Source organism: Leeuwenhoekiella palythoae, from assembly GCF_020310025.1.
Classification (GTDB): Bacteria; Bacteroidota; Bacteroidia; order Flavobacteriales; family Flavobacteriaceae; genus Leeuwenhoekiella; species Leeuwenhoekiella palythoae.
The window spans coordinates 2,113,810-2,129,884 of the sequence record NZ_CP084318.1 but is presented as its reverse complement, the minus strand read 5'-3'; the positions used below and the strand labels follow the sequence as shown (position 1 = coordinate 2,129,884).

Annotated in this window: 13 protein-coding genes; 7 read left to right on the top strand and 6 right to left on the bottom strand. The window is 35.4% G+C overall.

What is annotated here, in order from left to right; translation table 11 throughout:
* Window positions 1–186 precede the first annotated feature (186 nt).
* Window positions 187–1,425: a site-specific integrase gene (locus LDL79_RS09035; protein WP_225597469.1), complete on the top strand. Its 1,239-nt coding sequence runs from the start codon at window positions 187–189 to the stop codon at window positions 1,423–1,425.
* Window positions 1,426–1,860: 435 nt separating this feature from the next.
* Window positions 1,861–2,313: a helix-turn-helix domain-containing protein gene (locus LDL79_RS09030; protein WP_225597468.1), complete on the top strand. Its 453-nt coding sequence runs from the start codon at window positions 1,861–1,863 to the stop codon at window positions 2,311–2,313.
* A gap of 628 nt (window positions 2,314–2,941) precedes the next feature.
* Here LDL79_RS09030 and LDL79_RS09025 read toward each other — a convergent pair.
* The 5 genes from LDL79_RS09025 to LDL79_RS09005 all read right to left on the bottom strand — a co-directional run bounded on the left by LDL79_RS09025 (window position 2,942) and on the right by LDL79_RS09005 (window position 7,099).
* Complete coding sequence (locus LDL79_RS09025) at window positions 2,942–4,435, bottom strand: AAA family ATPase (RefSeq protein ID WP_225597467.1); 1,494 nt, start codon at window positions 4,433–4,435, stop codon at window positions 2,942–2,944.
* Window positions 4,436–4,582: 147 nt separating this feature from the next.
* Window positions 4,583–4,963 carry a TIR domain-containing protein gene (locus LDL79_RS09020; RefSeq protein ID WP_225597465.1) on the bottom strand — a complete coding sequence of 127 codons (381 nt, stop codon included), beginning with the start codon at window positions 4,961–4,963 and terminating at the stop codon, window positions 4,583–4,585.
* Window positions 4,960–5,925: a caspase family protein gene (locus LDL79_RS09015; protein WP_225597464.1), complete on the bottom strand. Its 966-nt coding sequence runs from the start codon at window positions 5,923–5,925 to the stop codon at window positions 4,960–4,962. Before LDL79_RS09015 ends, LDL79_RS09020 begins: the two co-directional genes overlap by 4 nt.
* Window positions 5,926–6,504, bottom strand: coding sequence for a toll/interleukin-1 receptor domain-containing protein (locus tag LDL79_RS09010; protein WP_225597463.1), 579 nt, complete (start codon window positions 6,502–6,504; stop codon window positions 5,926–5,928).
* Window positions 6,505–6,817: 313 nt separating this feature from the next.
* Entirely contained in the window at window positions 6,818–7,099 is a 282-nt protein-coding gene (locus LDL79_RS09005; protein ID WP_225597462.1) for a helix-turn-helix domain-containing protein, read from the bottom strand.
* 424 nt (window positions 7,100–7,523) lie between these two features.
* Here LDL79_RS09005 and LDL79_RS09000 point away from each other — a divergent pair, with 424 nt between their 5' ends.
* Window positions 7,524–8,312, top strand: coding sequence for an RNA polymerase sigma factor (locus LDL79_RS09000; protein WP_225597461.1), 789 nt, complete (start codon window positions 7,524–7,526; stop codon window positions 8,310–8,312).
* Between the two features lie 2 nt (window positions 8,313–8,314).
* On the top strand, window positions 8,315–9,412 hold the full coding sequence (locus tag LDL79_RS08995; RefSeq protein WP_225599954.1) for a hypothetical protein: 1,098 nt from the start codon (window positions 8,315–8,317) through the stop codon (window positions 9,410–9,412).
* 495 nt (window positions 9,413–9,907) lie between these two features.
* Here LDL79_RS08995 and LDL79_RS08990 read toward each other — a convergent pair whose 3' ends face one another.
* Entirely contained in the window at window positions 9,908–10,234 is a 327-nt protein-coding gene (locus LDL79_RS08990; protein ID WP_225597460.1) for a BfmA/BtgA family mobilization protein, read from the bottom strand.
* Window positions 10,235–11,187: 953 nt separating this feature from the next.
* On the opposite strand from LDL79_RS08990, the gene LDL79_RS08985 reads away from it, so the two are divergent.
* From LDL79_RS08985 to LDL79_RS08975, 3 genes are read left to right on the top strand one after another with little or no spacing between them, the layout of a single operon-like run.
* The gene (locus tag LDL79_RS08985) at window positions 11,188–12,999 is read left to right on the top strand and encodes a type I restriction-modification system subunit M (RefSeq protein ID WP_225597459.1); all 1,812 of its coding nucleotides are present in this window, start codon (window positions 11,188–11,190) and stop codon (window positions 12,997–12,999) included.
* The gene (locus LDL79_RS08980; protein ID WP_225597458.1) at window positions 13,000–14,388 is read left to right on the top strand and encodes a restriction endonuclease subunit S; all 1,389 of its coding nucleotides are present in this window, start codon (window positions 13,000–13,002) and stop codon (window positions 14,386–14,388) included.
* Window positions 14,389–16,047 (top strand): ATP-binding protein, encoded by a 1,659-nt coding sequence (locus tag LDL79_RS08975; RefSeq protein WP_225597456.1) that lies wholly within the window; start codon window positions 14,389–14,391, stop codon window positions 16,045–16,047.
* The last annotated feature ends 28 nt before the right edge of the window (window positions 16,048–16,075 follow it).

The window sequence follows — 16,075 nt, the reverse complement described above, 5'->3', positions numbered from 1 at the left end:
ATAATCTCATTTAAATTCAAATAATTGCAGAAAAAAGGTGCGCGATTCGGTGAGTCTTTTTTTTCTTCAAAAAGACTCACCGCGAAACCTCATAAAGTGTTAAAATAAAGGCGCTTACACGATTTCTTTAACACAATTTAAATATGCAGTTTGTACCTTGATTGCCTAATCAAAAGACAATCAGTTATGACTACTTCAATCTCTATCCTTTTCTACCCGAAAACTTCAGCGAGAAAATCTCTTAAAAATCCCACGATTTACGCCAGAATTACGGTTAATTCTAAACGCAGTGAATTTTCAACGCATCACAAAGCCTCTAACAAATGGGATCCTAAGCTAGGTAAAATGACCGGGTATAGCGCAGAGGCCCGTATGATCAATAGACACTTAGATGATATTCGAACAAAGGTCTATGAAATTTTTGATAGACTCTCAAGAGAGGGAAAACCTATTTCTGCTCAAATTATAAGAGATATTTATCAAGGAAAAGATGATGAGCAACGATGCCTTCTTGAATTATTTCAAGAACATAATGACCGCATTGAAAGCCTTGTTGGTAAAGGATATTCCCAAGGTACTTTGCAACGCTATAAGGCTGCTAGAACTCATTTAGAAAACTATTTATTATTTCTGAAAAAAGCAGGTGATATACCACTAAGAGAAATTGATTACCAATTTATATCAGGCTTCGAGCATTATTTAAAATCTGAAAAGAATTGCGCACACAATACAGCGACAAAATACATCGTGAACTTTAAAAAAATTATGCGCATAGCCTTAGCAAATCAATATATAGACAAAGACCCTTTCTTTCATTGGAAATCCAATTGGAAAACAAAGGAACGAGAGTTTTTAACTAGTGATGAATTAAATAAACTCGCTCATAAAGAATTTTCAATTTCACGCCTAGAACAGGTACGCGATATTTTTCTCTTTTGCTGCTTTACCGGCCTTGCGTATGCCGATGTAAATAAGCTAAGCCCTAATGATATCATTCCGGGAATTAATGGTCAACAATGGATAAAAACAAAACGGCAAAAAACCAATACTTTAAGCAGCATTCCGCTACTACCAACAGCATTCGAAATTTTAGAAAAGTACAAACATCACTCTTGCAGAACGGAGCAGCAAAAATTACTTCCCGTACTTACCAATCAAAAGTCAAATGCATACTTAAAAGAAATAGCAGATGTTTGCGGAATCCATAAAAGTCTAACCACGCACTTAGCACGACATACATTTGCCACAACAGTAACTTTATCACGTGGAGTGCCAATGGAAACAGTGAGTAAAATGCTGGGGCATACATCCCTAAAAACCACCCAGATTTACGCCAAAGTTTTAGATTCTAAAATAAGTTCAGACATGGAACTATTAAAACAGCAAGGAACATTAATCAATCCTAAAGCCGAAAAAGTCAACTAAGTTGACTCTAATAAGTTTGGTCCGATTAAATGGTATTTGTGTAAACCATAGAAGATGTACCAAAATGCACTAAGTACTGCATTGAGAAGTGACCTACTACTGCACCAACAAGCGCACTAAGTAGTGAATCGTTATATAAAACATATATAAACATGCCATGGCAATCTAAATATAACTTTTTTATTTTCAGCACCCTAACAATTTTAAACAAAAGTCTCTCTTCAGAAATAACAATGTTTTAAAGCCTCAGGATTGACGATCTAAGTCGCGTGAACAACTTGCTTATGAAAAGAAAAAAAGTCTCTCAAATCAACCTTAAATTTCCGTTTGTAAATGGATATTCCATAATATGCCTATATTAATTCCCCCTGTCAAGTTTATTGTTTTATTTCGACTGTTTCGTTTATTTCTGTGTTAGATCAATTAACTCGAACAATGGAAGAATTCAATAAAATAAAGAGACCCTCTAAGAAGGAACAATCTACAGCATTTGAATCGTATAATGTGCTACAGGCAGTATTGAAAGATATTAAGGTTAAATCTCCTGAAATTGAAATTGAAAAAACTAGAAAAAAAATTAAAGTTCCTCTAAAAGCCCTGAAATTGTTGGCTAAAATTCTAAAAGTTATGGGTGATGGAAAACCAATTTCAGTTTCAATAGCTGCAGAAATGACGACTCAGGCTGCAGCAGAATTTTTAGGCTGTTCCAGACCTCATTTTGTAAAATTATTAAATGAGGGAAAAATTCCTTTTACAAAAATTGGCAAACATAGAAGGGTAAAGTTTGAGGATGTTGCTAATTTTAAGGATAAAATGAAAAAAGAGCAGGAAGCTTTAATTATTCAAATGATGAAGTCAGACGAAGAATCCGGGTTATATGATTCATAGTGTTCGCTTCATTTATGTGTTGGAGATGAAAGTTTCCGTTAAATCAAAAAGTGACACAATTTAAACCAAAATGCTTGATATTAAACAAGCGAACTTAGTAGCTCAATTTGGTTCGAGTTGTACTCTTGGTACGCTCACGCAAAATATGAGGATAATACGATCGGTTTAAAACAAGCCGATAATTGTAAGCAGCTTTCTACAAATGCCTACAATCTCAAAAAAAACATCTCAAGTTCACTCTAATATAGGTGAGAAGCAGCAAGAATGTTTAGCTGTATTTCAGACAAAAAACAGATAAACTAGAAGCATTAAAATCGGTAATTACCTGTGTCAACTTTTTAAATGAACAAATAATTTAAAGCGAAAATATGGCGTAAAAGTAGTTTGTATGAATAGCATTTTTTTAAATTATGGACTTGTGCAACAATTACTATCTAAAGCTGATAAATAAGATAATATTATCTTATCAAGTCCCATAAATTGAAATATTGAAAGAGGTATCATACAAATTATCATAAAAATGGTATCCGTATCAAAGTCGAGTATGTTAAGATTGTCATTTTAATAATTCTATTGAAGGTTTGGATATAAACACTAGCGTCGTGCAGGGCGCTATTACTAAGTAGTGCTATCCCTGATTTTCAATTTTTTCGCTCAGCCAATCATTCACCTCAATAGTTAAATCATTCCAAATTGGAGTAATCCGGATCATATCTGCAAGAAGTGTTAGGACTTCTCCTTCTTCTAGCCCTATTCTATCTGCAAGCTCCGTTATAAATAGATGATCATTAGGAGGATTCTCTAATTCAATTAAAATTTGCTTTAATTCTAATTGCTTTGGATTTAGGTTTTCATTCGGAATTTGAACTATTGTATTCCTGTAGTACCTTTCTGGATTAATGCCTTCTGGGAGTATGAATTGTTTAATCTTACTCAAAGTTAAATCTCGCTTATCTTGCACATTACCCATGTTTCCAGTTAGCACCTTATTTATTTGCGTTCTTTTCTCCTCTTCAGTCCTATAAATATCTCCATCTAAAACGAAAAGCATGTTATCCAAATTTGGAATTTGATTAAGCACGGCTCCTGCTGCTGAAGTGAAGCAATTGAAGGCTGCACCAAATTCGACAATCTTCACCTCTCTTGCTATTCCAAGCTCGTGTGCAACTTGTTTAATTAGGAATCTGGCCAGAATATCTTCAGCAAAAATTTCATATGGTTTAACTTGTTGACCAGTTAATCTGAAGAGTGCTTCAGTGTTGGTGTTAGTGTGACATATTGTTTTCGGAGGAGTCTGCTGAAGATGTTTGTATTCTACATAAGAATTATCGAGAATGCTATGATTGTGCGTGGTAAATATGATTTGAAGATTTTTATTAATACTCAGTTCGTTCAAAACCGGTAACAATCTACTCAATGAGCCTTCATGCATTAATAGATCAATTTCATCAATTAGGACTAGGCCATAATTTGGACATTTAATAACCTCCCCAATTATTTGAAATATTCTTTGTTCACCAGCCCCCATATTCAATGATGAGTAATCCTTTCCGGCATGACTTAAACCCAGGTATATTTTTTGTTTGGTTGATAAGTAGTTTTGTATAGAAGTGTAGTTTCTGTTCATAACTCGTCCACCTAATCCTAGTAACTGAAGAGATTGTTGATCAGTAAGTGGAGTCGTATTAAATGTGATTCGAGAAAATTGTGTTTCTAGTTCAATAGCAGGGACACAAGACCTTATACCAATGAATGAAACATATCTTTTGGGCCTTCTTGAGTATTTTGGTGCCCATCTGTCAGCTTGTTTAGTGTAAATTGTTGTAACACCTGTTTTTAGTTCAGCATTGTCTCTAAAATCGTGAATCATTGAAAACCGGCTTCCTGACCAAGGAGAGTGATTGGTGGGGGTGAAAAACTGACTAAACTTATAGTTGATAGAGCCTTGACCATCGTTAGGTTGATAAACGCAGGCTAAGGCATGAAGCAGAGTAGATTTACCACATCCATTTGGTCCCAATATACCCGTAAGGCCTACCTCCTTAAATTCTATTTCAAAATCTCTCAGATTCTTTAGGAGTGTAAAACTTAACTTTTTTATTTTCTGTTGCGAAATTGCCATTTGTTACTTTAATCCGGGATTAAGGTTACCGCAAGTTGCGTGAGAAGGTATGCGGACTTGTCGGATGAACCATTTTCTTTTCTGGTTTCTAAAATTACACTTTTCTCACAGAACCCATTATTTGCAGTGAACCGCTGTTGTGCGTAGTTAAAGCGAATCAATAAATTGTCTAATATTATCCCATGTCCATTTTTGGCATTTCGTTCCCCACAATTCAAAAGGCCTATTATCTACATTACCTTTCTTAATATAAATACCTAACATCTCCAGACCTTCTTCTTTACCGCATTTAATTTCCCAAAGAGCTCCATCGGCTTTCTTAGTGTTTTCTGAAATGAGTACTATCATCGCATGACAACCTTTTATGCGACTTCGACAATTCGTTTTCCAACTACTATCCCATGGTTTTTTGACCGACATATCGACGAACTCATAAGGTACCTGAGAATTTTTTGATTGACCGCAGAATAGCATTTTTTCAATGGCATCTTCCATAGCGAATGAAACAAAAACTCTTTTTTTATTCATATTCTTTTTTCTTTTATTAATCTCCAGTAATGGTAACCTAAAGCAGTTAATTGGCAAGCTTTATTATTCATTGCGGCAAAGTACATATGCTCTTCATCAACCGGTCTTACAAGTCCCACACGATTCATTTGTTGAAGTTTTTTGAAAGTTTGAACATTTTGCTCTGATGCATATGGTTCTTTATATTCGTGCTCAATATTTTTATCGTTTGTAAATTCAAAAGATGGATCTAAAACAAATTCATCTGAAGGAGTTGGGAAAATATTTATTATATCTCTTAAAGTACTGATTGGTATTTGTGGTGTAGTTTTTCTCAAAGAAGTAAACCTGCTTATATTAGTTTTAAACACTGGCCTCTGATCCCACGGACCTAAGGCTTGATCGATAAATGAATAAATACTACCAGGGGTTATATGTCCTCTTAAATCAGCTGCTCCACCTTTTAAAGCTTCTAAAAGAAGAGTAGTAAATACTCCGTGTCCACCTATCTCCAATGAATACTCTTTATCTTTACTTGCAGTTAAGATCGTGACACCTTCATGTATGTTTGCAATATTTTGATTAGTTGGGGTACCGAAAGCTCCAGAGTGGCAACAATCCAAGATAATTACTTTATTTCTACATTCTGATTTATTTGCATAATTCAAAATTTCATCCATCGATATTCCTAAATCATTATTTTCTGCATCAGGAGTTACTATAAAGCCACCTCCTAATTCATCTAAATAACCATGTCCTGAAAAATAGAGTAAACATGTATCAGAATTTCCTGAGAACAATTCAATTATATGTGTTTTTAATGCCGATTTTGTTTTCACATTTAATTCTAATCGAATATCAAAATTGGGAGATCCATCTCCATTAGATTCGAGAATGTTACTTACAGAAATAGCGTCGTTTTCACATCCACTTAGTGGCGCATTTGGATAATCGTTAATGCCTATAATTAGTGCTTTTTTCATTTAAAAAATGTTTACGTCCCTAAAATATGGTTTCCTATTTTCATTTAAATAATCATCAAAAATCACATATTTATTATAATCTTCAATAACCCATAGTTTGGGAATTTTTTGGACCGTGTTATGTTTTTTTACGAACGGATACAATTTTAAATATTCAAATCCTTGATATGATTCTGAAGGAAATAGCTTATCTGAAACTGGAATTATAGCACACTTTGAAGTATTTCCATCAACAAATCCTAATTCCCAAGGCATCCATTTACTAGTTGAAGCATTTGTAGATATTGCAAGAAGTAAACTTTCTGAGCTTTTCATTCTTCTTCTAATCAATTCTGCGGATTCTTTAGTGACATTAGTTCTATCTAAATGAGGATCAATCAACCAATCAACATAAACCCTATAACCCATTGATGTAAGTTCTATAAACAGTCCTCTTATTACACTTCTGTCTAAATAAGAATGGGATAAGAAAATATCAAATTTCGAATAGGACTTTGATTCGTTAATAAGATTCAGGGTTTCGGAAAATGTTCTTTTCTCAGAAAGGTTTCTTAAATAATTTTCGGAATATAATGGCATAAAGTTTATTTAACCGTGCACAACATTTCTTTCAACACTAAACATATGAACACCCCCTCAAAATCTACGGGGTATCAACATTTTAGCGTTGTGCTTATAAATTTAGCCTTTTCTTTTAGAAGCACTTTACGGAATTCCTTAATCTAATTTAAATGTATAACCACTTCAGGATTAAGAAACCAAGATGAAGCTATAAACGGATTAAGCGCTCAATTTTTTAAATTAAAATGTCGCCAAAGGCACCATAATACCATCCCTCATGCAAAGGCTAGGCATCCCCTAGGATAGAGTATGAAGAGTGTATGAAAGGACTTTAATTTGAATTACCTGTTTCCTCCAAGGGGAAATCAAAATCAAAAAGATCTTTAGGATGTATTTCCAAACCTTTGGAAAGCTCAATAATGGTTTGGAATTCTAAGCTTTTTTGTCCTTTCTCAATTTTAGAGATAGCACTAAAATCAATATCACATTTTTGAGCTAATTGGCGGTAGCTTAGTTTTAGAGCTATTCTTCTTTTAAGAACATTTTCTCCAAATTGTAAAAGATATTTTTGATTAGGAATCATGCGCTCAGCTCTTGATTTAAGCAAGCTCATAAAATTTAACACAAATAATGTAGGTAATACTAACTACAACTTGTTCTTTTTTATATATTTACCTCATAATTATATATTTGCGAAACTTCTTTAAGTAAAATATTAGAAGCATTCGCTTTGAATCTCGAATCTAAAACTGGTAATTTTTGAACAGCGAGAGGATAAGCCGGGATGCTCACGACCCGGGCGTGGGCTCTCACTTATTGCTGTTAGGTATACCAGTACCCAGATTCGATAAGTTGAGACCTGCGCCTTTTCTTTTTTCTCAGCACATCTCAACATTCAAGCCGTGTTTCTTCCTTAACGAAGGCGAGCAGCCTTACCCCAATTTCAACATTGGCAACTTGCCGGGTACCCCTATGCCTACAAAGAAGCCAAGAACCCCCTAAACTAATGCTTATGTAAGAATTTAAACGGGTTAAGAATGAAACGATGTTTAGCAGACAAACACTATAAAGGGTTGAAACACGGTTGCCCAGTGACCTTCAAGGCTATCTATAACCAATACCATCGGCAGATCTATTGGATGGGACGGAGCCTCATTAAAGATGTCTTTGTGGTAGAGACCTTGGTACAGGACACTTTTCTCACGCTATGGGAAAAACGCGAGCAAATCGAGTCTCCCCAACATCTGGTCAATTTTCTATATACCGTCATTTCCAATGAATGCAAATGGTATTATGCACGGCCTAAAAATCAATTTAATCGGGAGTGTTATGCTTTGGAAAAGATGGAGAACTACCAAACTTTTATGCTGGGTTATGATCCTACAGCGGTTGACACCCATCTAGAAAACCAACTACAGCAGCAAATGGAGTATGAACAGGTGGTGAAGATACTACCCCTCTTGGGTGGCCAACGTAAACGCCTTATCGAGCTTTGCTTGCAACACGATTTCAAGCATAAAACCATTTCCGAGCAATTGGGCATCAGCATCAAAGAAACCAGTAATATACTCCAGCACACCATCGAAGAGATCAAAAACATCCTCCATCAAGGTTATGTGCTGCAAGCTCAGGAACCTGAGCAAAAGCAGGAGGAAGTAGGGCAAATGACTGCACAGGAAGCCCGGGTATTGGCACTCCGCTGTGAGCAGCACTACTCGTTTGCCCAGATCGCTAACGAACTCCAACTTTCTCAAAAGGAAGTACACCGCGCCTTTACCACAGCCTATAAGCTCTTACAGCAGTACGAACACTTACAATCCGCTTGATGATGAACAACAAGACCTTAAGCCTTACTCGTAAAATTCAGCTCAAGGTAGATTTGCCTACTTATGAGGAGTGTAAAGAAGCGATTGGTAAACTCTACCAATGGCAAAACCGCTGCTTCAAAGCGGCCAACATCATCGTGACCCATTTATACTGCCAGGAAATGATCAAGGAGTTCTTTTACCTGACCGAGGACATCCAGTACAAACTGGCCGATCAAAAGAAAGAGGAAAACGGCATCCTAAACCGATCCCGCATCAATACCACCTATCGGGTGATCGCAGACCGCTTTAAGGGAGAGATCCCGATGGAAATCTTGTCCAACCTCAATCGCAACCTCGAAAGCAGCTTTAATAAAAACAAACCCAAATATTGGAAGGGTGAACGCTCGCTCAAAAACTTCCGCCGGGACATTGGGTTTCCTTTTCCTGCGCGCTGTATGTGGGGCTTCAAGCACGACCCGGAGCGCAACGCCTTTTGCTTTCGCTTATTTCAAATTCCGTTTTGCACCTATCTGGGCAGAGACTTTTCTGATAAGCGGGACCTTTTGCATCGGGCGGTAAACGGGGAGGTGCACCTGCGCACCTCAGAGATTAAATTGACCGATACTAAGATCTTTTGGTTGGCCGTATTTGACATCGAGCAAGAGCAGCACGCCTTAAAACCAGAGGTCATTGCCGAAGCTTCCTTATCGCTGGAGCATCCCATCAGTGTCAAAGTGGGCAGCAACCACTTAAACATCGGCACCAAAGAAGAATTTTTGTACCGCCGCTTGACCATCCAAGCCGCGCGGAAGCGTGCTTTAGCAGGAACAGCAAATTCTCGAGGAGGACACGGACGAACCCGCAAGCTTAAAGCTGTAGAAAAATATAGGAATAAAGAGACTAAGTATGTCAATCAAAGATTGCACGTATACAGCAGAAGGCTCATTGACTTTTGTGTCAAACATCAAGCCGGCACCTTGATCTTAATCAATCAGGAAGCCAAGATTGAAGCAGCTCAAAAAAACCAATTCGTCCTCAGGAACTGGAACTATTACGAACTCATTAAAAAAATAGAATACAAAGCCAAAAAAGCGGGTATTGAGCTAGTGATAGGGTGACTAAAAATCCATCCCTGCCCCTTCCTTCAAAGGAAGGGGAAAAAAGCAAGCCTAAATTGAATGAAATTTAAAACAAATGAGGGTGTTTGTACACCCGCAAAGTGAGGCCGTGGGCACTCACCAAATGCAGGAAGCATATACAACGGCGTGGTCATCCAAGTTTTGATGAATAGAACACAAAAAGAAAACTGATATATGTACCATATTTTTAAAAGACCTTTAAGGTCAGAGGGTACTTGTATACCCGTAGGGTGAGGCTCAAGCGCTCACTAAATATCCCAAGATATATACAATGGCGTGAGTTAGTTATCTATAGCATAACTTTAAAATAGACCTATCAAAAAATATTGAGTATAGAATATAATGGAGGGTGCTTGTACATCCGTAGGGTTAGTAATATAAAGCGCTCACTAAATGTTTAAAACTTATACAACAGACGTGAGCGAACTATCCATTTAAATAGTTGAATTATATACTCAGAACAAACCTGTTCCTCTACCTAAATTTCCGTTCAACAAACTTGGGTTGTTCTTCTTCCTGTTGATTAAAAAGTTGATCCAATAGTGCTTTGGTGGGCTTGGTTTGTTCCGTTTCTATTCTTCGTAATATAGCTTCTAACCCATCTATGCGTTTATTAATTAGTGTTTCCAACCGCTGTTTAGAATCATCAAAGGGCTCAAACGGACTGATAGAGTTCTGCTCAAAAAAGTCTAAAATAGCCTCCAGAGTTTCAGTATAATTGGCATCATTTGCTAGGGCGTACTTTTTAAAACGCTCAACCGTTTCGGTGTGAAAATTTATTCGGGAAAATTGTTTACTCATCGCTAGATTTTTAAAGATTAGGATAATCAATCGCCCTGTTTATAAGGGTTTAGAAGCGTTTCACGGAAATCGCTACAAAACAGTTATTTTCAACACTTTGCAAATCTGAAACAACTCACTCTATAACAGTCGTTTACAAATAAAAATGAGCTATATAACCTCGCGTAGCGGGTTATCCTCTTGCTTCTCATTTTTATCCGCTTCGCTACTCAAAATGATAACTTCTACACCCTAAGTTATCAATTAAAATCCGCATTAATTTTGATATCAAATGCTTTCAAATTTTATGGAAGATCAAAACCATTTACTTAGTATATCTGGAGCGTTTTTCTTGAAGTTTGATAGAAAAATTGAAGCTCCACATCAGATAGATTTCAATATACACCAAAACGAAAAATTGCTGCTTCTAAGCATCCATTTACTTTCCATAGCGCCATCGCGTTTCCTTTTCGATACCCTCCATTTAAAATTTAGTATTGAGGAAAGCTTTTATAAAAAGAGCGACAGCGGAGCCTGATTATGCAAAGCGGTTCAAACTAAATTTTAGTTCTTTGGAGAAAAGGAAATGGCGTTTGTAAAAAGTGTGTTGGTTGTATTTTGAGTTCGACTCAGCCACTTTTTGAGCAATGACTTTATCGTGTACTAGAATCAAGCGAACGTAATCCCTTTTCCGGGATTGGGTTAAAGATTTTTTGAATGAACCGTTTTTACCGTAATGAAGCCTTTTTGCGGAATGGAGGGAAATGGGGTGAATTCCTTAAAATGAATTCAGAATTACCACTATTACATAGAATCAGGCAAAGCTCATTTGCTTCAGATTGATATGATTTTACCCAAAATCAAGCTAAATCGACGACGTTCTTTGAAAAGATATAGTAGGGGTTTATAAGGGGAAGAAAGAGATAATAATTTATATTTGAAAATAGTACTTACATTCCGATTACCAATATCTTATGAATTTAGACAAGCTTAGCTTACAACCCATTATCAATTTCATCTGGACAGTAGCAGATGATGTTCTCATAAATAAATATCTTGAAAATCAATATCAGGACGTTATATTACCTATGACAGTCTTGAGAAGACTAGACTTAGCCTTAGAACCCACTAAAGAAACCGTACTCAAAACTTACAACGAGTTTAAGTCCAAAATGGATAATCTTGACGGTTTACTTACAAGCCCTGATCACGGCTCTGGTTTAGCTTTCTACAATACTTCGCCTTATACAATGAAGAGGTTACTTGATGACCCTAAGAACATCAACAGCAATTTTGAGGAATTCCTTAATGGTTTCTCAGAAAACGTGCAAGACATCATTTCTAAGTTTAAGTTTAGGAATCAATTAGAAACCTTAGAGAATGGCGGCATTACCTTTTCACTAATTGAAAAATTCTGTAATCCTAAAGTAGAACTACGTCCTGAAAAGATTTCTCCAATGGCAATGGGGTATATGTTTGAAGATTTGATTCGCAGGTTCAATGAAAAAACAAATGCCGCTGCAGGACGTCACTTTACCCCTAGAGAAATCATAGAGTTAATGACACATTTGGTGTACTTACCGGTTAAAGAAAAAATACAAAACGGTACATTCTTGGTTTATGACCCTTGTGCCGGTTCTGGTGCGATGCTTACCCAATCAAAAAAATACGCAACAGACCCCGATGGTGAGATTAAATCAAAAGCAAGCTTTCACCTATACGGTCAGGAAAATACAGGAGAAATGTATGCTACCTGTAAATCTGATATGTTGCTCAAAAATGAAGACCCAGACAAAATAAAATTTGGTTCTACATTAAGCGAATATGGTTTTGACCCTAACTTAAAGTTCAACTTTATGTTGACTAACCCTCCCTATGGTACAAGTTGGAAACAAGACATAGAAAACCTTAATGTAGGCGCAGGCAAAAAAGTAGAGATAAACGACAGACGTTTCAACCTGCCTATTAAAAACTTTAAAGGTGAGTTAGAAGAACAGTGCTTAACCTCACGTAGCAATGATGGGCAGTTAATGTTTATGTTACATATGCTATCTAAAATGAAAGACCCTAAGGACGGAGGTAGTCGCATTGCATCTGTACACAATGGCTCTGCCCTATTTACAGGTGATGCTGGAAGTGGTGAAAGTGGCATACGCCAATACATTTTAGAAAACGATTTGCTGGAGTGTATTATACAATTGCCTAACGATATGTTTTACAATACTGGTATTGCCACCTATATCTGGATTTTAAGTAATGTAAAAGAAGAGAAACGAAAAGGCAAAGTGCAATTGATAAATGCTTCTTCAAAAGATATGTTCACTAAGAAAATGAGAAAGGGTCTTGGGGATAAAAAAGTTGAATTAACTGGAAGCCACATAGAAAAAATTCAAAATATTTATTTTGAATTTGAAGAAAATGAATATTCTAAAATATTCAATAATAAGGATTTTGGTTTTTATCAAATAACGGTTCATCAACCAGAAATAGATGAAATCGGAAATATTGTAACTGATAAGAAAGGAAAACCTAAACCCAATAAATCCCTAAAGGATTCTGAAAATGTTCCTATGACTGAAAACATAGATGCATATTTTGAACGAGAGGTAATACCATTTGTTTCTGACGCTTGGTATGATAAAAAGAAAATGAAAGTCGGGTACGATATTGCTTTTAATAAGTATTTCTACGAATATGAAAGTTTAAGAAGTCTTGAAGATATTTCTAAAGAAATAATTGCATTAGAAGCTGAAACAGATGGTTTGTTAAAGGAAATTGTTGAATAAATGAAGTATTTAAAACAATATCCAGAATATTTCGATTCAGAAGTCGAATGGTTAAGAATGGTTCCAACACATTGGGAAATTGTCAAAGCAAAACGCATTTTTGTTGAAACTTCCATCAAAGGATTCCCAAATGAAGAACTCCTTGCAGCTACTCAAAGTAAAGGCGTAATACCAAAATCGCTTTATGAGAATACAACTGTAACAGCTACTAAAAATTTTGAATCTTTAAAATTAGTAGAAAAAGGTGATTTCGTAATTAGTCTTAGGTCTTTTCAGGGAGGGATTGAATATGCTCATTATAGAGGGATTATTAGTACTGCTTATACCATATTAAAACCACAGGAAGAGGTTGTTCATAAATATTTTAGATATTTATTAAAATCTAAAAGATATATAAGTGGCTTAACATTATTAGTCACCGGAATTAGAGAGGGTCAAAATATTGACACCTCTAAATTTAAAGATTCCTATTTACCACTTCCACCAAAACAAGAACAAACCACCATAGCTAACTTTCTTGACTATAAAACCGAGAAAATTAACCGTTTCATAAAAAAGAAAAAACAGCTTATAAAATTACTGAACGAGCAAAAAGCTGCCATTATAAATAAAGCAGTTACAAAAGGCATCAATCCAAATGTCCCAATGAAAGATTCAGGAATTGAATGGTTAGGCGAAATGCCTGAGCATTGGGAGATTAGGAAAATTAAAAGCATTTTGCAGAAATCCAAAGGATCTATAAAACCTGGGCCATTCGGAAGTGATTTAAAGAACACTGATATAAAGAAAGAAGGCTTTAAAGTTTATAATCAAAGAGCTGTACTAGATGAAGATTATATTCAAATAAAAGACTGCGTCAATGAAAATAAATTTAATGCATTAAATTCTTTTCACGTAGCAGAAGGAGATATATTACTAACCTCTAGAGGTACAATAGGTAGATGCTCAATAGTACCAAAAAATCATCTAGCAGGGGTTATCCACCCTTGTATTATACGTCTAAGAATAGATTCAGGTATAGTTATTCACAACTTCGTTAAACTATTTATTGAGCAATCAAAAGCTTTTCAAACAAGTTTGAAAATTAACAGTAATGCTACAACAATTGATGTTATTTATGGTAATACATTAAAAGGCGTTGTGTTTTTAACCCCATCTATTCCAGAACAAAAGAAAATCGTCAACTTTATATATACTGAAACCCAAACTATAGACCAAACTATATCTACTATTAATAAAGAAATCACATTAGTAGAAGAATACAAGACAGCATTAATAGCAGAAGCAGTTACAGGTAAAATTGATGTTAGGGATTTTAAAGTGTCATCAGAAGAAATGCCATTAGCAATGGTTGCCGAGGAGGCGGCAAACTATAATAAAACTGTTTAAATGAGTAATAGTATTAACATAGAAACTACACTATATAGGCTACTTGCTCAAGGCTACGAAAATGAAGTAGTAGAATTTAAAGAGGCAAAAACTCAGTACGATTTTAATAAGCTAGGAAAGTACTTCTCAGCATTAAGCAATGAGGCCAATTTAAACGGTAAAGATGTTGCGTGGTTAGTTTTTGGAATTAAGGATAGTGATAAATCTTATGTAAATACTAGCTTCAGAAAATCTTTTCAGCAATTGCAAAGCCTTAAAGCTGAGATTGCAAACCATACGACTAACAGGATTACTTTTAAAGAAATTCACGAAGTACTTAACCCTAAAGGTCGCGTTGTATTGTTTGAGATACCTGCGGCACCTCAAGGTTTACCTATAGCTTTTAAAGGTCATTATTATGGCCGCGATGGTGAAGAATTACAACCCTTAAACATTGAGGAATTAGAGCGTATACGCAAACAAGTTTCACATACAGACTGGAGTGTTGGTATAATAGAAGATGCTACTTTAAATGATCTCTCAAAAGAAGCTATTACTAAGGCTAGACAAGCTTATAAGACTAAGAATCCTAAGTTAATTGATGACATAGATAGCTGGAATGATCAGACCTTTTTAAACAAAGCCAAAGTTACTATTAAAGGTAAGATTACCAGAACGGCTATTCTACTTTTAGGCAAACCAGAATCTGAGCACTTTATAAACCCTGCAACAAGTAAAGTAACCTGGATTTTAAAGGATAGAGATAATATAGAAAAGGATTATGAACACTTTAGTTGTCCCTTAATTCTTAGTAATGAAAAAGTCTATGCTAAAATTAGAAATCTTAAGTACAGGTACATACCTGACGGCACTCTTTTTCCGGAAGAAGTAGATCAATATGACCCCTATATAATTCGCGAAGCGCTAAACAATTGTATTGCCCATCAAGATTATACCTTAGGGGGAAAAATAACTGTTGTCGAAAGTGAGGAAGGCATTCTAATCTTCAGCAATCTGGGAGAGTTTATCCCTGAAAATGTGGAGCAAGTGGTAATTAGCGACTCTCCTGAGCCAAAATATAGAAATAGATTCTTGGCAGATGCAATGGTCAATTTAAATATGATTGACACTATAGGAAGTGGCATCAAAAAAATGTTTTTTATTCAAAAGAATAAATATTTCCCTCTACCTGATTATGACACAACTTTTAACAAAGTTAAAGTAAGCATTACCGGTAAAGTAATAGATATTAATTACGCTAGAAAATTAGCTACAGTTAATGATCTAAGTCTATCTGATATTATCGCATTAGATAAAGTTGCTAAGGGTAAACCTCTTACTAGTCAAGAAATAAAAGACCTTAAAAACAAGAAGTTAATTGAAGGTAGAAAACCTAATTTTCATATTGCTGCATCTGTGGCTCAAGCTACAGATAAAAAAGGTGATTATATCAAACAAAGAGGTATTGACGATAAATATTGTCAAAAGATTATTATTGATTATTTAGAAAACTTTAAAGAAGGTAAGAGATCAGATTTTGAAGGAATTCTTTTAGACAAACTTCCAGATGTTTTAGATGAAGTTCAGAAACAAAATAAGATAAAGAATAATTTACAAAAGCTTAGAAAACAAGGACTAATAATCCCAGAGGGTAAGGTTTGGAAAATGTCTAAAAAGTAAATCTTAGACATTTTTAGACATTTTTTTA